The organism is Paenibacillus sp. CAU 1782 (assembly GCF_054551715.1).
Window position 1 is genome coordinate 255,544 of record NZ_JBTOLL010000004.1, and the last position, 21,040, is coordinate 276,583.

15 protein-coding genes are annotated in these 21,040 nt (G+C 52.4%); 7 read left to right on the forward strand and 8 right to left on the reverse strand.

The features are described 5' to 3' along the window. Nucleotides 1-12 precede the first annotated feature (12 nt). From ACX93W_RS13390 to ACX93W_RS13415, 6 genes are all read left to right on the forward strand, one after another. Nucleotides 13-1,473 carry a gluconolactonase gene (locus ACX93W_RS13390; protein WP_459392873.1) on the forward strand — a complete coding sequence of 487 codons (1,461 nt, stop codon included), beginning with the start codon at nt 13-15 and terminating at the stop codon, nt 1,471-1,473. Next, nucleotides 1,454-2,074, forward strand: coding sequence for a Yip1 family protein (locus ACX93W_RS13395; RefSeq protein ID WP_459392874.1), 621 nt, complete (start codon nt 1,454-1,456; stop codon nt 2,072-2,074). Before ACX93W_RS13390 ends, ACX93W_RS13395 begins: the two co-directional genes overlap by 20 nt. 14 nt (nt 2,075-2,088) lie before the next feature. Further along, a complete protein-coding gene (locus ACX93W_RS13400; RefSeq protein WP_459392875.1) occupies nt 2,089-4,659 on the forward strand; it encodes a DUF5696 domain-containing protein in 2,571 nt (856 codons plus the stop codon). Then, complete coding sequence (locus tag ACX93W_RS13405) at nt 4,656-5,558, forward strand: carbohydrate ABC transporter permease (RefSeq protein ID WP_459392876.1); 903 nt, start codon at nt 4,656-4,658, stop codon at nt 5,556-5,558. The genes ACX93W_RS13400 and ACX93W_RS13405 overlap by 4 nt, the downstream gene beginning before the upstream one ends. A gap of 25 nt (nt 5,559-5,583) precedes the next feature. Beyond that, nucleotides 5,584-6,588 carry a carbohydrate ABC transporter permease gene (locus tag ACX93W_RS13410; protein WP_459392877.1) on the forward strand — a complete coding sequence of 335 codons (1,005 nt, stop codon included), beginning with the start codon at nt 5,584-5,586 and terminating at the stop codon, nt 6,586-6,588. Between the two features lie 116 nt (nt 6,589-6,704). Beyond that, complete coding sequence (locus tag ACX93W_RS13415) at nt 6,705-7,712, forward strand: glycoside hydrolase family 113 (protein ID WP_459392878.1); 1,008 nt, start codon at nt 6,705-6,707, stop codon at nt 7,710-7,712. Between the two features lie 834 nt (nt 7,713-8,546). Here the strand turns inward: ACX93W_RS13415 and araA are convergent. From araA to ACX93W_RS13430, 3 genes are all read right to left on the reverse strand, one after another. After that, nucleotides 8,547-9,971, reverse strand: coding sequence for an L-arabinose isomerase (gene araA, locus ACX93W_RS13420; RefSeq protein ID WP_459392879.1), 1,425 nt, complete (start codon nt 9,969-9,971; stop codon nt 8,547-8,549). 266 nt (nt 9,972-10,237) lie between these two features. Continuing rightward, the gene (locus ACX93W_RS13425) at nt 10,238-10,933 is read right to left on the reverse strand and encodes an L-ribulose-5-phosphate 4-epimerase (protein ID WP_459392880.1); all 696 of its coding nucleotides are present in this window, start codon (nt 10,931-10,933) and stop codon (nt 10,238-10,240) included. 1 nt (nt 10,934) lies between these two features. Further along, nucleotides 10,935-12,548, reverse strand: a complete 1,614-nt coding sequence (locus ACX93W_RS13430) for a xylulokinase (RefSeq protein WP_459392881.1) — start codon at nt 12,546-12,548, stop codon at nt 10,935-10,937. A gap of 330 nt (nt 12,549-12,878) precedes the next feature. On the opposite strand from ACX93W_RS13430, the gene ACX93W_RS13435 reads away from it, so the two are divergent. Then, a complete protein-coding gene (locus ACX93W_RS13435) occupies nt 12,879-13,964 on the forward strand; it encodes a substrate-binding domain-containing protein (protein ID WP_459392882.1) in 1,086 nt (361 codons plus the stop codon). On the opposite strand, the gene ACX93W_RS13440 is transcribed toward ACX93W_RS13435, so the two are convergent. The 5 genes from ACX93W_RS13440 to ACX93W_RS13460 form a co-directional block, all read right to left on the reverse strand. Further along, nucleotides 13,961-16,168, reverse strand: coding sequence for a rhamnogalacturonan lyase (locus tag ACX93W_RS13440; RefSeq protein WP_459392883.1), 2,208 nt, complete (start codon nt 16,166-16,168; stop codon nt 13,961-13,963). The genes ACX93W_RS13435 and ACX93W_RS13440 overlap by 4 nt on opposite strands. Before the next feature lie 24 nt (nt 16,169-16,192). Then, the gene (locus ACX93W_RS13445) at nt 16,193-17,464 is read right to left on the reverse strand and encodes a rhamnogalacturonan lyase family protein (protein ID WP_459392884.1); all 1,272 of its coding nucleotides are present in this window, start codon (nt 17,462-17,464) and stop codon (nt 16,193-16,195) included. A gap of 29 nt (nt 17,465-17,493) precedes the next feature. After that, the gene (locus tag ACX93W_RS13450) at nt 17,494-19,056 is read right to left on the reverse strand and encodes an extracellular solute-binding protein (protein WP_459392885.1); all 1,563 of its coding nucleotides are present in this window, start codon (nt 19,054-19,056) and stop codon (nt 17,494-17,496) included. 62 nt (nt 19,057-19,118) lie between these two features. After that, nucleotides 19,119-20,003 carry a carbohydrate ABC transporter permease gene (locus ACX93W_RS13455; protein ID WP_459392886.1) on the reverse strand — a complete coding sequence of 295 codons (885 nt, stop codon included), beginning with the start codon at nt 20,001-20,003 and terminating at the stop codon, nt 19,119-19,121. A 17-nt stretch (nt 20,004-20,020) separates the two neighbouring features. Further along, nucleotides 20,021-20,983 (reverse strand): ABC transporter permease, encoded by a 963-nt coding sequence (locus ACX93W_RS13460; protein WP_459392887.1) that lies wholly within the window; start codon nt 20,981-20,983, stop codon nt 20,021-20,023. Nucleotides 20,984-21,040: the final 57 nt, after the last annotated feature.

A 21,040-nucleotide genomic window follows, 5' to 3' on the forward strand; every position in this document is an offset into this window, starting at 1 on the left:
GGGGACGCGACCTTGAAGAAATGGCTGATATCATTGACGGCAGCAGTCATCGTTGCGGCATCCCTGCCACTTCATGCCGCAGCCGAAGCGCCTTACGAGGCGTACACCTATAACTATTACCGCGATTCCGTGCCATTGCCGGAGCCGTTCCTGCCGGAGCGGGCGGTGTCCGGCGAGGATTTGGGGCTGGATGCGTTCAAAAGCCCCAACGATCTTTTCGTTGCCCAAAACGGCGACGTCTACATTCTGGACAGCGGGAGCAGCCGCATCGTCGTGACGGACGCAACCTGGAAGCTTAAGAGGGTTGTCGAAGGTTTTCAGCAGAACGGAGCGGCAGCCAGCTTTGCCAATCCCGGAGGCATTTTCGTCCACGACAATGGCGATATGTATATCGCGGATACGGACAACAGCCGGATTGTTGTATTGGATGGCGACGGGGAGCTTAAGCTCATCATTGAAAACCCGCAGTCAGACATCCTGCCGGCCAATTTCAAATTTGCGCCCGTCAAGCTGACGGTTGATGGAGCGGGACGTGTATTCGTAGTGGCGCGCGGCGTCTATGAAGGCTTGATGCAATTTGACGAAAAGGGCGTTTTTATGGGTTATGTCGGGACGATTAATGTTACTCAGACCTTCTCCGACAAGCTGTGGCGGCGTCTTGCGACCAATGCCCAGCGCCAAACGATGCAATTATTTATTCCTACGGAATTTTCCAGCGTCGATATCGACCACAAAGGGTTTGTGTACGCAACCAGCGTAGACCCTACGTCGGACGCAACGATCAAACGGCTGAACCCTTCGGGTCAGGATGTATTAAAGCGTTTTGGTTATTTTCCGGTAAGAGGCGACATTCGTTTCCGGCAGTTCGGCAACAACGCCGGACCTTCGCGCTTGACCGACATTAAGGTAATCGGCGGCGGCATGTACACGGCGCTGGATTCATTCCGGGGAAGGCTGTTCACTTACAACGACGAAGGCGAGCTGCTTTACGCCTTTGGCGGGAAGGGAACGCAGCTTGGCGTCTTCAATACGCCGGTGGCGGTCGAAATGGTTGGCGACAAGCTGCTGGTGCTGGACCGCGGCAAAAATAATGTTGTGGTGTTTAAGCCAACGTTGTTCGGCAACTCCGTACACAAGGCGACAACGCTCCGTTACGACGGCAACGATTCGGAAGCGGTGGCGATCTGGCGGGATGTGCTGCGCCTGAACTCCAACTACGATATCGCTTATCTCGGCATCGGCAAATCGCTGCTGATGGAGCAGCGGAACAAGGAAGCCATGGAATATTTTGAACTGGGGATGCAGCGCAAATACTACTCCATTGCCTTCAAGCGGTATCGCCGGGAGGTTCTGCAGGAGCATTTTGGCGGCATTATGACGGGAGCGCTTACGCTTGTGCTGGCTTTTGTCGCCTATCGCCTGACGAGGAAATGGAGAAGGAGGGGAAGCAAACATGAAACTGGAGCATTATAAATTTCCATTCCATGTCATCCTGCACCCGTTCGACGGCTTCTGGGATATGAAATACGAAGGCAAAGGCAAGGTTCGAATCGCCCTGATTATTCTGGTGATGATGGTGCTTAATGTGGTTCTGCAACGACAGTTTGCGGGATTCCTTGTCAACTTTAACGATCCCCGTTTATTGAACAGCCTGGATGATATTCAATATACGGTGCTGCCTTTTCTGCTGTTCTGCATATCCAATTGGGCGATTACGACGCTGATGGAGGGCGAAGGCAAGTTTTCCGAAATCGTTATGGCGACGGGTTACGCACTTCTGCCGCTTGTGCTGGTCAACTTCCCGCTGACGTATATCAGCCGTTTTATGACGATGGAGGAAACGGCGTTTTATTACTTGCTTAACGGCGCAGCAGTGATTTGGTTTTGTTATTTGCTGTTTGTCGGCATTATGACGGTGCACCAGTATACGCCGTTCAAAACGGTCATGACCTTGGTGCTGACGGTCATTGCCATGGGTATTGTGGTGTTTCTGGGGACGCTGCTGTTCAGTATGGCGGTTCAAATGTACTACTTTGTGGTGGATATCTACCGCGAGCTTATATTCCGAATGTAAAGGAGGCCATTACCTTGAAGACATCAATCAAATGGTATGTAGGAATGGCCTGCATTCTGGCCGCGGGAATATTGTCATTATGGATTTATTTTGCCAATCGCGGCGTTCCGGCCATTACCGTGGGGGCTTATCAGCAGCAGGCCCTGGGACCCGCCCAAGGGGCGGAACTGACGCTGAAGGACGCATCCGGCGTTCCGGGCATGAAGCTGGCTGCCGAAAACGGCGAGCTTGGGCTTTATTTGAATCCCGAAAACGCACAATTTGCCGTATTGGTGAAGGGAAGCGGGGAAATTTGGTACAGCAATCCCGTCAATCTTGAGGAGGATGCCATCGCATCGCCTTTTGAAAAAGAAAATCTGGCGTCGCAGCTTTCCATTACGTTCCGCGACACCTTGGGCAAGCTGGACACCTTCAACAGCTTTACGCAAGGCGTAAGCCGGGGCCAATTCCGGCTGGAAAGTCTGGAAAACGGCTTCCGAATTGTCTATACGCTTGGCGATATGTCGATGGGGATAGACGCTTTGCCGCGGCTGATCAGCAAGACGCGAATGGATGAAGCCGTGCTCAGCAAGCTGGACGAAGCTGGCGCCAAATATGTCAGCACGCGTTATTATCCGCTTGCGAATAACCCTGATGTGCTTGAGCGATTGGATACGGCAGTATCCCGGGAGCTGGTGCTGAAGCGGATGCTGGATTATTTCCAGCAGGCGGGTTATGGCGAAGAGGAGCTTGCCTTCGACAACGAAGAAAACGGCATAGGCGGCGGGGCGGCTGCCGACAAGCCGAATTTTACCGTTCCGCTTCATGTTCAACTGGATGGCGACGGGCTGCTTGTATCCGTACCGGCAGGAGACATCCAGGAGGCGGAGGGCTATCGCGTCCGCATGCTGAATCTGCTCCCTCAATTTGGTGCGGCGGGCCAAAGCGAAAACGGCTATATGCTGGTTCCCGACGGAACGGGCAGCCTGATTTATTTGAACAACGGCAAGATCAGGCAGGAGGTTTACGCACAGCGTATTTACGGGGAAGACGAAAACGACAACAGCGGCCGCAGAGGCCAGGTCGCCCAAAGCGCAAGACTTCCGGTGTTCGGCCTTAAGTCGGGAGATGCCGCATGGTATGCCGCCGTGGAAAAGGGCGATGCCATTGCGACCGTTCAAGCCGACATTAGCGGCCGCAACAATGCCTACAACAATTTGTTCGCCAGCTTTGCTCTGCGCGGCGAGGATGAACTGGAGCTGTACAAAGGAAACACGGTAGAGGAAATTCAATTGCTGTCGGAGGAGCGTTACCAAGGCGAAATCGCCGTCCGGTTCAGCTTCCTCTCGGGCGACAAGGCGGATTACTCTGGCATGGCGGCCGATTATCGGGGCCGGCTGATTCAGCAAGGCGTGTTGACACCGCTTCAGGAAAGCGGCGAGCTGCCGCTGTTCGTCAGCGTATTGGGATCAATCGACAAGCGTAAAACGGTGCTTGGCGTTCCCTATAAAGGACTGGTTCCGATGACAACCTTTGGTGAAGCGGGAGGTATAGCGGAAAGGTTGAACGGAGACGGAATTACCAATATTCAAATGCGGTATCTGGGATGGTTTAATGAAGGGCTCAATCACACGGCGCCAAACAAGGTGCAGGTAGAGAACAAGCTGGGCGGCCGGTCCGGGCTTAAGGAGCTGTCGGAGCAACTGGATTCTACGGGCGGCAAGCTTTATCCCGATGTAGCCTTCCAGCATGTGTATCGCGTAAAGGGCAGATTTGCTCCGGCGGCGGATGCCGCGCGCTACATTACTCGCGAGCAGGCCAGCCGGACGCCGTATAACCGGGCGTTCAATACGATGGACTATGATCTCGGCACCTACTATCTGCTGTCTCCCGCCAAGCTGCCTTATTATGCAGGGCAGTTTATAAAGGGTTACGATAAGCTGGAACTAAACGGGGTAGCGCTCCGCGATCTCGGCGATTTGCTCCATGCCGATTACCGGAACAAGCGGGTTGTCTTCCGCGAAACGGCCAAATCCATCGTGCAGGATCAGCTGGCGGCCTTTAATGAGCAATACGATGACGTGCTGCTTACGGGCGGCAACGGATATGCATTGCCATACGCCGGGGCTATCATTAATGTGCCGACTACGGACAGCGGCTTTAACATTACGGATGAAACGGTGCCTTTCTACCAGATGGTTCTTCACGGCTATATCGATTATGCCGGAGAGCCTGCCAATTTGGGGGGCGAGCAGGATGACAAAATCCAGCTGCTTAGAGCAATCGAGCTTGGTTCGGCGCTTCATTTCTTCTGGTCGGAGGTTTCCTCCAGCGAGTTGAAATTTACGCCATACGATGTCATGTATGCAACGGAGGCGTCCGCTTGGCATGAGACGGCGACAGCGATGTACCGAGAAGCCAATGAAGCGTTGTCCGGCCTGCGGAATGTGCCTATGCTGCGGCATATCCGCCATAGCGAGGATGTTGCCCAAATGCAGTACGAAAACGGCGTTTCTCTATACGTCAATTATTCCGACCAGCCGATTACGGTGAACGGCGTGCGAATTGAAGCGAAAAACTTTGCGGTAGGCGGTGAAGGCCAATGAACGTGAAAAAAATGACTCTGATGCAGAAACGCGCGCTGGTTGGCTTCTCCTTTATTTTACCGTGGCTGCTGGGATTTATTTTCTTGTTCGCTACGCCGCTGCTGCAGTCGGTTCAGTTCAGCCTAAGCAAGCTTGAGGTTGCGCCGGGGGGATACTCCCTTAATTTTATCGGCTTGGAAAACTTCAGGCAGGCGCTTTACGTCGATGCCAACTTCAACCGGATTTTGACGGAGTCGGTTGCCAATATGGTATGGAACGTGCCTATGATTTTGTTCTTCAGCTTGTTTTCGGCGGTGATGCTGAACCAGCATTTCAAGGGGCGCGCGGCTGCCCGGGCAATCTTTTTCCTGCCGGTTATTCTGGCTTCCGGCGCTATCGCTTCGGCTGAAGCAGCCGGTCTGATCAGCATGACGGGAAGCTCGGAGGTTGCGAAGGAGCTGGGCCAGATGCAGAGCGGCTTCGATACGATGGGGCTGGTCATGATGCTGGACAGCGCAGGTTTTCCGGAATGGTTTATTAACTACATCGTGGACGGCACGGTTCGCATCTACGAAATTATCCGCAGCTCCGGCGTTCAAATTCTTATTTTTCTGGCTGCGCTGCAATCGGTGCCGCCTGCCATGTACGAGGTTGCCAAAATGGAGGGAGCGACCGGTTACGAGTCGTTCTGGAAAATTACGTTTCCGATGGTCAGCCCTCTCATTCTGACAAATATCATCTATACCATTATCGATTCGTTCACCAATAGTCCCGTCACTCAGACAATCTACGAAACGGCCTTCCGTTCGCAGAATTTTGGATTAAGCGCAGCGATGTCCTGGCTGTATACGCTTGTCGTCGCCGTCGTGCTGGTTGTGATCGGAGTACTGGTTTCCAGAAAGGTGTTCTACTACAACTGACGGCGATGGGAAGGAGGAAAGGCGTATGGATATCGGTAAAAGCATGAAAAGTAACGAGATGTTTGTCTACAAGCTGAACAAAACGCGAAACAAAGCAGTGGATTGGCTCTGGAAGCTGGTGCTGTACATGCTGGTTTCCGGTATATCCTTTGTTATTCTTTACCCGCTGTTTCGGCGTGTATCGATGGCTTTTAAGGACCCGGGCGATATTTATAACCCCACCATTTATATGGTTCCGGTTCATTTCACGCTGGATAATCTGAAGCATGCGATGGAGGTTATGAATTATTTGCCCACGCTGGGCAATACGCTAATGTTTGTGGCATTTATGACGCTGCTCCAAGCAGGCTCCTGCGCGCTTGCGGGTTATGGTTTTTCCAGATTTGTGTTCCCGGGCAGCAACCTGCTGTTTATGCTGGTTGTCCTGACGATTCTAATCCCGACGAACACGCTGATGGTGCCGATGTATCTGCATTTCCGCAATTTTGACGTGCTGAATATCGTTTCGCTGTTCACCGGCAAGGATGGCGTTAACCTGCTGAATACCTATTGGCCGTTCATCATTACTTCGGCTACCGCCAACGGGCTTAAGTCCGGGCTGTACATTTATATTTTCCGGCAGTTTTTTAAAGGGCTGCCCAAGGAAATCGAAGAGGCGGCGCTGATCGACGGAGCGGGTTTCTACAAAACGTTCTTCCGCATCATGATGCCAAATGCGATTCCGGCCATTATGACGGTTATGCTGTTTGCGTTTGTGTGGCAATACAATGATACGTTTTATTCATCGTTATTTATGAGCGGCGGGGATTTGATATCGATCAAAATCGCTTCGCTGCCGGCGGATGCCAATCAATTTTTGCCGGGTCTGCTGGGGCTTGGCTCAAATGCGGAAATGCGAGCCGATCCCAACCATGTGGCGATGATTGTCGATACGGGCATATTGCTGGCCATTGCGCCGCTGATTCTGATGTATCTGTTTGTACAGCGTTATTTTGTGGAAAGCGTGGAGCGTACGGGAGTTGTCGGCTAATAGCCGGTTAACTTCTGCCCACATCTATGCGTCACGCCGTAACGACGGCATCTTCAGCAAGGATGCCGTCAGGCGTTTCATCTTGCGGAATCGCGTTTTTGAAAGGGGATGATATAATGACACAAAGCCGTAATGCGGAAAGAGAATTTTTTAAAGGAATGACCTATGGCTGGGGGGCGAGCAGGGGAGAGTACAGGCAGCCTTACGCGATGGATTCATTGGATAAGCTGACGGAAACGGGAAGCGAATGGATCGCGTTATCCTTCTGGACCTATCAGGAAAATGTTCACTCCACGGCCATTTCTTTTGATTACAGCTACACGATGACGGATCGGGATATTGCCCATGCCGTAAAAGAGGCCAAGGCGAAAGGACTTAAGGTTTGCCTCAAGCCGGTCGTCAACTCCAAGGATGGCATATGGCGCGCGCATATCGGTTTTCCAAGCGATGATCAGGCTGCGCCTTATTGGGACGCCTGGTTCCATTCCTATAGCAGCTTTATAAGCCACTATGCGGAATTGGCCGAGGAACTGGGCTGCGAAATGTTTTGCGTCGGCTGCGAAATGGTGCGGACGGAAGGACAGTCCGATTACTGGCGCAAGCTGATTGGGCAGGTGCGTTCCCTTTACAGCGGCCCCATCATCTATAATGCCAATCACGGAAAGGAAACCGGAGCGGATTGGTTCGATGCGGTTGACTATATCGGCATTAGCGCCTACTATCCCGTTGGCAAACGTCCCGGAGACAGCGTGGAGTCGATGCTGGAGGGATGGGAGAGCCAGAAGCCCAAGCTAGCTGCCTTATCGCAAGCTTTTGGCAAACCGATCGTATTTATGGAAATCGGCTGCCGCAGCGCGCTGGGCTGCTCCACTATGCCATGGGATTTTACGCATGTGGAGCTTCCATACCATGAAGAGGAGCAGGCCAACTTTTATGAGTCGGCGCTTCGGGCGTTCTGGGATGAGCCGTGGTTTTCGGGATTTTTCTGGTGGGATTGGAGCGTCAAGCTGTACGCTCACGAGGATGCGCCTGTTAACCGGGGATTCGACATCTACGGCAAAAAAGCGGGCGAGGTGCTGCAAAGCTATTATCGTGGGAAAGAACCGGCTTATTTGCCGGGTTGACGGGAGGACCTTCTGTCAAGGTTGGCCCAATATGAACAACAAAAGACATCCCGGGACTATTTGTTACACGGGGTGTCTTTTTGCGTCTGCTGGGACCTGTGTTAAAAGAGAAAGGCGACGCCGGCTAGTGGACATCCATGTCCGCTAGCCGTGTTTTTTATAGCTTTTGGCGAATGTAATGGACATCCATGTCCATTAGCCGTGTTTTTTATAGCTTTTGGCGAATGTAATGGACATCCATGTCCGTTACAGCCCCAAATCATGCTATTTTGGCTCTTTTTCAGGCTGTAACGGTCATATGTGTCCGTTGCAATGTAGAAAAGTTGCTATTTCCCCTTGTAAGGGACATTCATGTCCGCTACAGCGAAGGCGAAGATGTCAAAACAAAGCAGGTGAATGTGGCGGGGGTGCGCCTCGCCATGTACCTGCAAAAGCAGGCACAAAAAGGGGCTGTCCAAAAAGTCAAACGCTCTAACGGACACGAAAGTCCGTTAGACGCGTAAAACGCAGATTTTGAAATGCTAACGGACATCCTTGTCCGTTAGAGCCCCAAAATGGGTAATTATTGGATAATTTTCACTGTAACGGACATCAATGTCCGTTACAAACGCAAAAAGTTAAAAAATAAGCGCTAACGGACACGGATGTCCATTAGCGTTTTTAATTGAATCAGATACGCGGATCGGCTTTTTGGACAGCCCCTCATAATACGAAAGGACTGGACGGAAAACGATGCGTTTTCTCGGTCCAGCCCTTTATTTAGGGACTATTTGCACAGTCCCAATCTTTTTAGTTTAGAAGCATCTTTTTAGATTAGAAGCGCGGCTCCTCTAATTACTTGATAACGACGTAATCCAGGTTCACCAGCTTGGCATACGTAATGATCTGGTCTGTTGTCAGATTCAGGGAAACGACGGTATGATGGCCTCCGCCGTTTTCAATCCAGGCTTTAACTCCGTCTTGGAAGTTAGGTTTAACTTGCCACAAAACGCGAGCTACAGGCAAATTAGGAGCAGGAACCGTTGGTTCAAATGCCGTAACTTCGTTGATCAGCAGCTTGTAATGAGTTCCGAAGTCGGCCATCGATACAACGACGCCGTCGCCTGCTTTGCCGTCGAATACCAGACGAGCGGGATCTTCGCGGTCGCCAATGCCAAGCGGCGAAACAAGCACTTTTGGTTTGTTGCTTGCCAGGCTTGGATCAACTTCAAGCATGTGCGATTGGAGAATGGCTTCTTGGCCCTCAGCCATCTCGTACGTGTAATCTTCCATAAAGCCAGTGTTCTGGTTGTGGCTCATTACTTTCAGCAAGCGGTCGAGAGCGGCTGTTTTCCAGTCGCCTTCGCCCGCAAAGCCGTAGCCTTGCGCCATCAGGCGTTGAACGGCAAGGCCCGGAAGCTGCTTCATGCCGTGCAGATCTTCGAAGTTCGAAGTGAAGGCGTTGTAGCCGCCTTTATCCAGAAACTTTTTCAGAGCGATTTCATAGCTTGCTTGAACTTTTACGCTGGCTTCCCAAGCTTCTTTGCTGTACGAGCCGTAATCGAAATCATACAGCTCTGCGTATTCCGCGAACAAGGCGTCAACTTCCTCTGCGGTAACCGCATTAACGTATTCAACAAGGTCGCCGATGCCGAAGTAGTCGACGGTCCAGCCAAACTGGATTTGCGCTTCGACTTTATCGCCTTCTGTAACGCCAACATTGCGCATGTTGTCGCCAAAACGAGCTACTTTGATGTTGAAGCTTTCATTATAGGCAACCGCAACGTCCATCCATTCAGCGATTTGCTTCTGAACTTCGGCGCGCTCCCAATAGCCAACAACCACTTTGTTTTGCTTCTGCAAACGAGCGTTGATAAAGCCGTATTCACGGTCGCCGTGAGCAGCTTGATTGAGGTTCATGAAGTCCATGTCGATTGTGGCCCAAGGAATGCTTTCATTATATTGCGTAGCCAGATGCAGAAGCGGCTTCTGCAGCAGCTTTGTGCCGCGAATCCACATTTTGGCCGGGGAGAAAGTGTGCATCCATGTGATAACGCCTGCAACCTCGTCGCGATAGTTGACTTCCTTCATGACGGAAGTGATTTTGTCCGCGCTTACTGCCAGATCCTGAAGCACGAGCGGATACGGCAATACGCCGCTTTTGTTCAATGCATCGGTCATGGCTTGGGCATGCGCCTTAACTTCAGCGAGCGCTTCTTCTCCGTACAGATGCTGCGATCCTACGACAAACCAGAATTCTTTAACGATTGCTTTTGACATGTTTGTTCATCCTCTTTTCTGTGGGGTGTATATAAGTTTAACTAAAGGGTATTGGCAGGTGTTCAGGCCGCCGTGTGGATGGTTCTTCCGATCGCAGTTGTTTCCAGATTCCCTTTAATGATAGGGTCAATTGTTGGAATCCGGAAACACAAGCGAACGCTTGAAACGTTCTGAAAGAACGTCGCATCGCAAGCATATGCTTTTCTCCAGAACCATCCGCACTCTGGCCTGCTTCTGCCGGTTTTATTGTTGAACTTACATCGTTTTTACTTCTGGCCGTAGTAAGCGTCTTTTCCGTGTTTGCGAAGGTAATGTTTATCCAGTATGCTCTGCGGTAATTCTTCGGCGAAGCTGTTTAGTTGGCGCGCGAATAGATTCATTTTGCAAACCTCTTCCAATACAACGCTGTTCATTACCGCCGATTTGGCGTCTTTGCCCCAAGTGAACGGCGCATGGCCCTTCAGCAGAACACCGGGAATCGCCAGAACATCAAGGTTACGCTGCTGGAAGGTTTCGATGATGACGTTTCCGGTCTCCACTTCATACCCGCGGTCGATTTCCTCTTGGTTCAGGAAACGCGCGCAAGGCACGGAGCCGTAAAAGGTATCTGCATGGGTAGTTCCCATAACGGGAACGTCCAGTCCGGCTTGCGCCCAGATGGTCGCCCATGTGGAATGCGTGTGCACGATGCCGCCAATCTCCGCATAATGCTTATAAAGCACGGCGTGAGTCGGCGTATCGGAGGAAGGCCTGAGATCGCCTTCGACAACATTGCCGTCGAAATCAACTACGACCATATCGCTTGGCTTCATTTTGTCGTAGCTGACGCCGCTTGGCTTGATGACGAACAAGCCGCTTTCGCGGTCGGCCGCGCTGACATTGCCCCATGTATATTTCACGAGACCATGCTTGGGCAAATCCAGATTGGCTTCGTATACTTCTTCTTTTAGTTTCTCCAGCATTTTAATTCCTCCAGTTCTCGACCAGATGATCAACAGCCGCTTGCTCGATCGCAAGCCCCTTCACGTAACGTTCCAGGAAAAGCTCAAACCCTTTGACGTCGGCTCCATCCGGAGCAATTTCCACTCCCTCGGCATCCTTGAAAACTTTGTTTTCCAGGTAGTCGGCCAGGACCTCGCCGTTGCCGCGGTTACCCGCATAAGCGGCCAAAATCGCCATGCCCCAAGCTCCGCCTTCTCCCGCTGTCGACATGACGGAAACCGGCACATTAAGCGCGGCTGCCACCATTTTTTGTCCAACGACCGGTGTTTTGAACAAGCCGCCATGAGCCAAAATGCTGTCGATCGCAACGTTTTCTTTCAGAGTCAAAATATCCATGCCAAGCTTCAGAGCGGCAAATGCGGTAAACAGATGAGTCCGCATAAAATTGGCCAGAGTGAACCGGCTTTCCGGCGAACGGACGAATAACGGGCGTCCTTTTTCGATGCCGGTAATGTTTTCGCCCGAGAAATATCCATAGCTGAGCAAACCGCCGCCATCGGCATCCGCCTCCAGCGCTTTATTGAACAAAACGCTGAACAATTGCTCGGAATCGGTTTTTTGCCCCATAGCTACATAGAACTCCCGGAACAAGCCTACCCAGGCATTGATATCGCTGGAGCAGTTGTTGGCGTGAACCATGCCGACAGGACTGCCGTCCGGCGTTGTAACCATATCGATCTCCGGATATACGGCCGACAGATCCCGCTCCAATACGATCATGGCAAAAACCGAGGTGCCGACGGAGATGTTGCCGGTCCGTTTTTTCACGCTGTTTGTCGCAACCATCCCTGTTCCTGCGTCGCCCTCTGGAGGACATAGAGGAATGCCCGCCTGCAGGCTGCCAGACGGATCAAGAATAGCGGCGCCAGACTCGGACAAGACGCCAGCTTGCTCGCCCGCTCCATAAACCTTGGGCAAAATATCGGTGAGCTTCCAAGGATAACCTTTGGATGCGACGAGCTCGTCAAATTGTCCGATCATCGACTCGTTGTAGTTTTGCGCTGCTTCATCGATCGGGAACATACCCGAAGCGTCGCCGATGCCGAGAGCCTTGTTGCCGGTCAGCAGCCAGTGAATGTATCCCGCCAGCGTCGTGATCGACTCAATTTGAGGCACATGCTGTTCACCGTTTAATATGGCCTGATACAAGTGGGCGATGCTCCACCGTTCAGGGATGTTGAATTGGAACAAATCCGTCAACGCCTTGGCGGCCTCTCCTGTCGTGGCATTGCGCCAAGTGCGGAACGGAACCAGCAGCTCGCCCGCGCTGTCAAACGCCATATATCCGTGCATCATTGCGGAAAATCCGATGGTGCCGACGTTTTGCAGATTAACTCCGTATTTTTGCTCCACTTCTTGCTTCATTTCGCTATAGGCATCTTGCAGACCCTTGATGATGTCCGTCAAGTTGTATGTCCAATACCCGTCTACCAAAAGGTTTTCCCATTCAAAGCTGCCCGATGCGATCGTCTCGAACCGAGAATCGATCAACACGGCTTTAATGCGTGTGGACCCAAATTCGATGCCAAGCGAGGTTGCTCCACTGGCGATGTCTTGCTTGATATTTTGAACCATGGACACGCTGCTCCCTTCCCTACCAATTGTTTTAACCACATAACATGCATGACTGTAAGAAGGCGCTTCCTTTATTTCAGCCCTAGTATATTTTTTGTTCGTACATTTGTCAATAAGGATTAAGAATTGTATTTACAAGTTACCGCGAAGAAAAGTTGCCGCTTGTCTTGTAATATGGAGTAGGATGCATAATAATAGGACCATAAACACGTTAAAAGATGTACATACAAATTCGAGGCGTGTTTGCCGATTTGTATAATGGACTTCGGCATGATGGCGATTAAGCGCATGATTGCGAGGTATGGACAACTGCGAAAGAAGTGAATATAGATGAAACCCAAATATCAGGTCATTCTTGAAGATATCAAAAGCGACATTTTGTCAGGGGTATACAGCGTGGGTGTACAAATTCCTACGGAATCGGCCCTGCAGGACAAATACCAGGTTAGCCGCCAAACGGTGCGAAAAGCTATTTTGGAGCTTTCCAACGAAGGATTTTTAAGAAGCGAAAAAGGTTCCGGCACCTACGTCAGTAATCAATATCGTGCGAAGTCAGGCGGCAGTCCCAACAACCGGACGATCGGAGTCATCACGACGTATCTTTCGGATTATATTTTTCCTTCCATTATTCGCGGCATCGAAGGACGGTTGAACGAGGATAATTATTCGCTGCTGCTGGCCAGCACCAATAACGATGTTGCGCAGGAAAAGAAGGCGCTGGAAATGATGCTTTCTTATGGCGTGGATGGTTTGATCGTGGAACCGACAAAGAGTAATCTGTACAATCCCAATATTGCGTATTACCTGTCGTTTAAGGAGCAAGAGGTCCCTTTTGCCATGATCAATGCTTATTATGAAGAGCTGGAGGTTCCTTTTTTCTGTCTCGACGATGTCCAGTCCAGCTATCTCGCTACCAAGGAACTGATCACGAACGGGCATACCCGAATCGGAATTATTGCCAAAATGGACGATTTGCAGGGGAAATACCGTATGAAGGGGTACATCAAAGCGTTAGGGGAAGCCAAATTAAGCTTTCACCCGGAGCAGGTGCTGGCATTTGATACCGAAACCAAGCAGGATCTATCCGTCAACTTGAAGACATTCCTGAGCGAAAACAGAGAGGTATTGACGGCCATTGTTTGCTATAACGACGAGGTGGGACTAGAAGTCGTAAATGTGTGCAGACAACTTGAGTTGTCCGTTCCGGATGACTTATCCATCATCGGGCAGGACAACTCGTACATCGCCAAAAACGCAAATATCAAGCTGACCACCTTGACCCATCCCCAGGAGCAGATGGGGCGCGACGCAGCCGACTTCGTTATTAAAAAGCTGCAAGGGAAAAAGGATTTGAAGGAAACCACCTACTATCAGCCCGTTCTGATTGAAGGGGAGACGGTGAAGAAGAGACGCTAATCCGTCTTGGCGGTTTCGCCGGCGCGCGGAAGAGGCACCTCGCGCCAATCGAGATCCGAAGCCAGATAAAAGCTTGGATAACAAGGCTGATTATAGACGACGTTTTGCCAGGCGACGCCGACCCGGTATTGGGCGTCGTGCATCAGCGTGTACAGCTTGCGGTCGGTAAGCTCCGTGCTGAAGTAGATCCGCATGGCAGAGCTGTCTGCCGTCCTCACCAACAACTCTTCCCGCCAGTCGCCGAAAATGTCGGCCACGAGACAGGGGTTGCCCTTCGTGCCGTTATTGGATCGGCAGCCTTCGGCCGTCAGAAGTCTGCCTCTTTCCCAATCATCGATGGCGACCGGCTGATCGAAGGAACCGCTTATGATCTGGGTGGTCATGTCGGCGGCCCAACGAATGCTCATGTTCGTCCCGGGAACCCTCCGGTCGATCTGCTCGCCTAGGGCCGTCATCAAGCCAAACGTCTCCTGGCTATGGATATCCTCGCTGCTCCAGGTTTGCAAGCCGCGGCAGCCGGGAACGACTTGGCCGATCATGCCGCGACCCACATCGCCGACCGCCGGGGCGCCGTATAACACCTTGCCCGTCCGCGCATCCCGCAATGTGTAGCCGTAAGGTACGGACGCGCCGCCTTCATGCACCATGAATATTTCCAGCCCCGGACGATCGGGATCGATATTCGCGACATGAAGCGCGTCGCCATGGCCAAGCTTCACTTCTTTGCCCGGCGTATCCCCGACTGCGGTCATTATACCCGCAGAGCTATATAAAAGGGTTCCGTCATGGTCGATTGTCGCCGCGCCGTAAATAATTTCCTGACAGCCGTCTCCATCAACGTCTGCCACGCTCAAGGAATGCGCCCCTTGCCTGGCGAGCGCGCCGAACTCTTCGTTCCGCCCATCCGGCAGATGGAGGGAGTCGTTAAACGGATTGTTCATCGTGACCCAGCCGCTGTCGACGAACCACTGCTCGTGGAGCTTGCGGCCGTCCCATGAATAGGCGATGGCCGTTGCCCTTGTGTAGTAGCCCCTCGCGAATATGGCGGATGGCTTCTCGCCGTCCAGATAGGCGACTCCTGCGAGAAATCGGTCGACCCGGTTGCCGGGCTCGATGCGATTCCATGCATAATCGCCCCACATCAGCCCATCGTCATGCCGGCCGGGCTTGTATCGAATGGTCTGAAGTTCTTCTCCCGTCTCCCCGTGGAATACGGTCAAATATTCCGGGCCGTCCAGCACAAAACCCTGTATCTCCCGCAGCGCGTTGCGGCTGCTTCGGCCGGGTGCGTAGACATCGATCATATAATCCGCCAGCTTCTCCGCATCCTCGCGAGTCAGCGGGTAGTGAAACCGCTTTTCGATGCCGAAGCAAGCCTCCAGAGTATCCGGCCAATGGCCGGCCGTCACCTCTTCATGCCGATGCCAACGCATGAACAACGTGACGATATGCTCATAGTAGTCCGAGCTGCTCATCCGGTAATCGTCCTGGTGACTGTATCCCTGTGCCAGATCCTCTTCAAGCATGGTGATGTACGTCTCGGCCGGCATGTTCTCCCCTCTGCCTTGCCGGATCGTCTTCGTGCCGGGCGCCGTCTTCATCATAAGCTCCGCGCGGCCGTCGCCGTCGAAGTCGAATACGAGAAACTGCGTATAATGCGCGCCGGCCCGGATGTTGACTCCGAGATCGATACGGTACAGGAGCGTCCCGTCCAGCTTGTAGCAATCGATATAGACGGGGCCGGTGTAGCCGGAATGCGAATTGTCTTTGGCGTTTGAAGGGTCCCACTTCACGAAAAACTCATATTGTCCGTCGCCGTCAACATCTCCGACGCTCATATCGTTCGCAGAGTAGGTATAGAGCTCGCCCGCGGGCGTGACGCCATCCTCGGGCTTCCGGAGCGGCAATTCATAGTAGTTGTTCCGCCATGGCTTAACGCGCGCGCTCTGCTCCGTCTCGCGACCGCCTACGACGGCGCAAACCTCGTATTCCGACGCCGCGCTTCCGCCGCGGTCGAGATAATTGGTGCTGTCGTTTACGGCAGCCATAAAGGCGCCATCGCGATAGACATGAAAGTTTGTACCGGTCAATCCTCGTTCATCCCACCCCGTAGCTTCGTTCCCCAGCAATCTCCAGCTGAGAAAAACGCCTTCCGACGTACACATGGCGACGAGTCCCCGATCTAATTGCTCCAGTTGCATCATGCTTGGTTCACCTATCTCCCTTTCTTACCGATACTCTCCGCCGGGGTACAACGTGGAGCTGTACAGACGTTTGGGCTGGGGCAAAGGCTCCCCCGGCTTACTCGGCGTCAGCTCTATCGGCCTGCTTGCATAGATCCAAGCCGTGGACTGGTTGTAGATCAGCACCTGCTCCTGTCCCGATCCCGTCAGGTCCGCATGCGCGACGTAGCCGTCATTGGGGAACCTTACTGTCTCGGCCATATGGCCGTCATACAAGGTTGGCGGGACGCCGCCCCCGCGCCGGTATGCCAGTATATAGTCGAGAGGCCCGTCATCCCAGTTGGATAACGTTTCGACGATGGTCAGCCAACCGTTAGTCTGCCGGTTTTCCTTCCACAATTCCTTGCCTTGCGAATCCAGCAAGAAGAGGCCGTCTTTGCCGCTTTCGGAAAATACGTCTCCCGTATCCCCGCGCGTAATCCGGTCGAGCCCGGCAATCTGCAATCCGTTCAAATCGCCCCTGAATTTGCCAAGCGCAATGTGTTGGGATTCGATCGACCCCTCGTACCGCCATAGCTCCTTGCCTTGAGCGTCATACATAACGGTTACGCTTCCTCCGATGACGATCTGCATGTCGCCTCTTCCGAGCACGTCCCCGACCCATATGCAATCCGCGTGATCGTCCAGATTCTGTGCCGACCATAGCTTCTTGCCATCGTGATCCAGCAGGTCGTAACCCGCCATGACTTCGTCGCGGCCGTCTCCGTCGAAGTCGAACACCCAGGGGAAATGGCCCGGATTGCCCGCATAGGTCCATAAGAGGCGAAGCTCGTTGTCGACCGCCCATAACGTTTGGTAACGATCCTTCAGAATGATATCCGCCGGATAGGCTCCGCCGCTGAGATTGGCGATGATGATGCAATCATGCGCCCATTCCGAAGGCAGCTCGAAGGAACGTTTCTCTTGACCCGTTTGGCCGTCTAGAATAAGGAAGCGCTTGTTCATGACGCACAGCACCTCGCAGCGGCCGTCGCCGTCGATATCATAGAGCTGCGCCGGATAATCCGAGCCCGGACCGCCGCAATTCGGATCGGGAACCCCGACCTGCCATAGAAGGCGGCCGTCCAGATCGAAGGCGGTCAGACATTGGGCCTGATGGGGGACATACCGGTCATCAATGCCCCCGTTGGGCTGGACCATGACGATTTCCATTCGGCCGTCTCCGTCCAGATCGCCAAGCAGCATTTTGCAGCGCAGTCCCGCTTGGGAGATGTCCAATTGCTGGACTTGAGCAGGTTCTTTTGTTTGCTTTTTCATCCAATATACCTCCGTTGTGAGAGGTTCGCTCACTGCTGGGATTCCTTGTGGAGCTTGTTGATTTCTTCAATATAATCGTTTCCGCCGGTTGTTTTCCATAGCTCGACGGCTTTGTCGAAACCGGCATCGTCGATCTGGCCGACAATGTATTGAATCCGGGCGTCCGCGATAATGTTGTCAAGCTGCTGCCCTTTTTGCGCGAATACCTCGGAGACAAGCGGCTGCGCCGGGTTGGCGACGACGATGCTTTCGTTAGCCGCCTGAACGTCAGCAATCATCTGGTTAACATCCGTTTGCTCGAGAGTAGGGGCAACCGGGCCGATGAATGTCAGCATTTGATTAAGTCCGTTGTATTGCTGGATAAGGCCGGCATCCAAATTTTCCTTCGGCGCGATATAGCCGTCTACCATATCGTAGTGAACGCCTTCTATTCCGTAGCCAAGCAGATTTTGCATCTCTACATCGCTGAGCTTGTCGATGAAAGTAAGAACCTTCTTCAATTCCTCCTCCGTCTTGACGGCGGATTTGGAAATGGCGAGCATGCCCGAGTAGCCGGTCGTCGGCATATCACGATGGCCCTTCGGACCAACCGGCGCTTGGAAAACGCTCGTGTACGATCTGTCTCTTGGCGCTTTTTCCTGCATAGGGCTGTTAAGGCGGCGTGCATTATCGGCCACGTCCACGAACACGCCGGCTTTTCCGTTCACGAACGGATCGTTCCATACGGCCGAATCCATGACGGCGAAATCTTCGTTTACGAGGCCTTCCTCGTACAGCTTGCGGAAAAACTTAAGCGCATCCCGATATTCCGTCGTCATATGCGTCGGTACCAAGCTGCCGCTTCCGTCGTCGCCCCAGCCGTTTGGCGCACCGAACCATACCTGCATAATGTCCCAAGGTCCAGCGTATTTCGTAATGACGATGCCGTAGGTGTCGTCCTTGCCGTTTTGATCGGGGTCGTTTTCCTTGAATGCTTTTAGCACATTGTAAAACTCCTCGATCGTTTTCGGAGGCTGCAGTCCGAGATTATCCATCCAAACCTGATTAAGGGTGACGCCCATACGGCCTAGCACGCGGCCCCGGTAAACGCCGTAATTTTTGCCGTCAATGGAGGCGTTGTTCAGCACGATGTCATTGGCTTGGCTAAGGTTGGGATAGTCCTTCAGATAGGGGCCAACCTCCCAGAACGCGCCGGCCCTAGCCGAGCTGATGAAGCTTGGCGATTTGTCGACAACCATAATCGTGGGCAGCTGCCCGGAGGCGAGCGTAATGTTGACTTTGTCGGGATAGGAGCTGTTCGGCACAAATTGAATGTCGAGCTTCGTGTTGGTGTACTCTTCCAGTTTTTTGATTACCGGGCTGTCGGCTTTCGGAAGATTGGTATCAAAGGATTGCATCATGATGCTGATTTTGAACGGATCTTCCTGGGCAATTCCATTGCCTTCGGCATTTGCGGTTTGCGTGTTTTGAGGCGAAGCGCTTTCCGATTTGGCAGTTCCTCCGTTTCCCCCTGAGCAGGCGGATATGATCATTACAGAGGATAGAACAAGCAAGAGCAAGCTTTTTTTCAAACCCGTTGCTTTCTTTTTCATTAAAAACCCTCCTCTTTCAAAAATAGTTGCTTTCTATATAGATGTCACGCAGATGCGTTCATCTAACCTTTAATGGAGCCTAAAAGCACGCCCTTGGCGAAATGCTTCTGCAGAAACGGATAGACCAGCAGGATGGGCAGCGTGCCGACTACGATGACGGCCATCTTGACCGATTGGTCCGGAGGCTCGATGAAATTCGCATCCATGGCGCTCATATCGCCCGCGGCCATCTGCGATAGCATGACGATTTCCCGCAGAATGACCTGAAGCGGCCATTTGGAGTGATCGTTCAGGAACAGCAGCGCCGAGAAAAAGTTGTTCCAGTGGCCAACCGCGTAGAACAGGCCGAATGTGGCGATAATCGGCTTCGACAGCGGCAATGCGATGCGCCATAAGACGCCGAGGTCGGTACAGCCGTCGATCCGGGCCGATTCCTCCAGGCCGGGAGGGAGCTGCTGGAAGAAGTTTTTGATAATAATCAGATTAAACGCGCTGATGGCGCCAGGGAGAATGACCGCCGCATAGGAATCCAGCAGGCCAAGCTGCTTCACCACGAGGTATCCCGGTATCATGCCGCCGCTGAACAGCATGGAGAAGATTACCAGGTTCATGATGATATTGCGCCCAAGCAAATCCTTGCGGGAGAGTGAGTAAGCCATCGTGAACGTAAACGCGAGATTGGCGAGAGTTCCTGTAATCGTAATGACAACCGAGTTGATCAAGCTGCGAGCAACTGTATCCGTGGAGAAAATATATTGAAACGCTGCGATCGACGGGTCCCTCGGAAAGATGAAGAATTCCCGTTCCATCAGCTCCACTTCCGTGGCGAAGGAGCCGGCAATAATGTAGATGAAAGGCAGTACCGTGACGAGCGATAGAATGCCTAGCAGCAAATAATTGAAGCCGTCGAACAGCTTCTCTAAGGGCGAGTCATGCTTGCTGTTCATTCCTGTTCCCTCCTGCGTTAGAAAATGCCTTCTTGGCCAAACCGCTTGGCGAGCCGGTTGCTGCCATAGATCAGAAGGATGCCGACAACCGACTTGAACAAACCGATGGCGGTGCTATAGCTGAAGGCTCCTTGCGTAATGCCGACAAAGTAGACATACGTGTCGAAGACGTCCGCGACCGACCGGTTCAGTGAGTTGGTCATCAGGAAAATTTGCTCGAAGCCATTATCGAGGAAGCTTCCCAGCCGCAGAATCAACAAAATGACAATCGTGCTGCTGATAGCGGGAAGCGTAATGAAGACCAGACGTTGGAAACGATTCGCGCCGTCGACGACGGCCGCTTCGTATTGCTCCATATCGACGGAAGCGAGCGCGGCCAAGAAAATAATCGTGCCCCAGCCTGAATCCTTCCACATGATTTGAAGGATGATCATAGGTCGGAACCATGACGGATCTGCCAGAAAGTTGATTGTTTTTCCTGTAATCGAGGCGACGAGTTCGTTGATAATGCCGCCCGAGGTCGTCAAGAATACGTAGGTCATGCTGGCCACGATAACCATGGACACGAAGTGAGGAACATATACGAGCGTTTGAACGACTCTTTTGAAATAAGCCAATCGCACTTCATTTAATAATAATGCCAGAATGATCGGCGCCGGGAAGAAAAAGACAAGATCGTATACGGCGAGGATCAGAGTGTTGCGCAGCAGCCGAAAAAAATCGGGATTGGCGAAAAAATTGCTGAAGTGCTCAAATCCGACCCATTCGCTGTTCCAAAAGCCTAGAAACGGCTGGTAGTTCTGGAAAGCGATGAGCACGCCCCACATGGGCCAATATTTGAATATCAGGAAGTACAGCAGCCCCGGAACCAATAAGAGATACAACCATTTGTCTTTTTTAAGCTTCGACAGCCAGCGTCTCCGTTTAGGATTGATCCGTGTCAGGGATGCTTCTGAATCAGATGGAAGCGCCGTATTCATCCACTCACCCTCTCTTGGTCAAACGCGCCATAATGTTATCGCTTACATTTTTGAGTA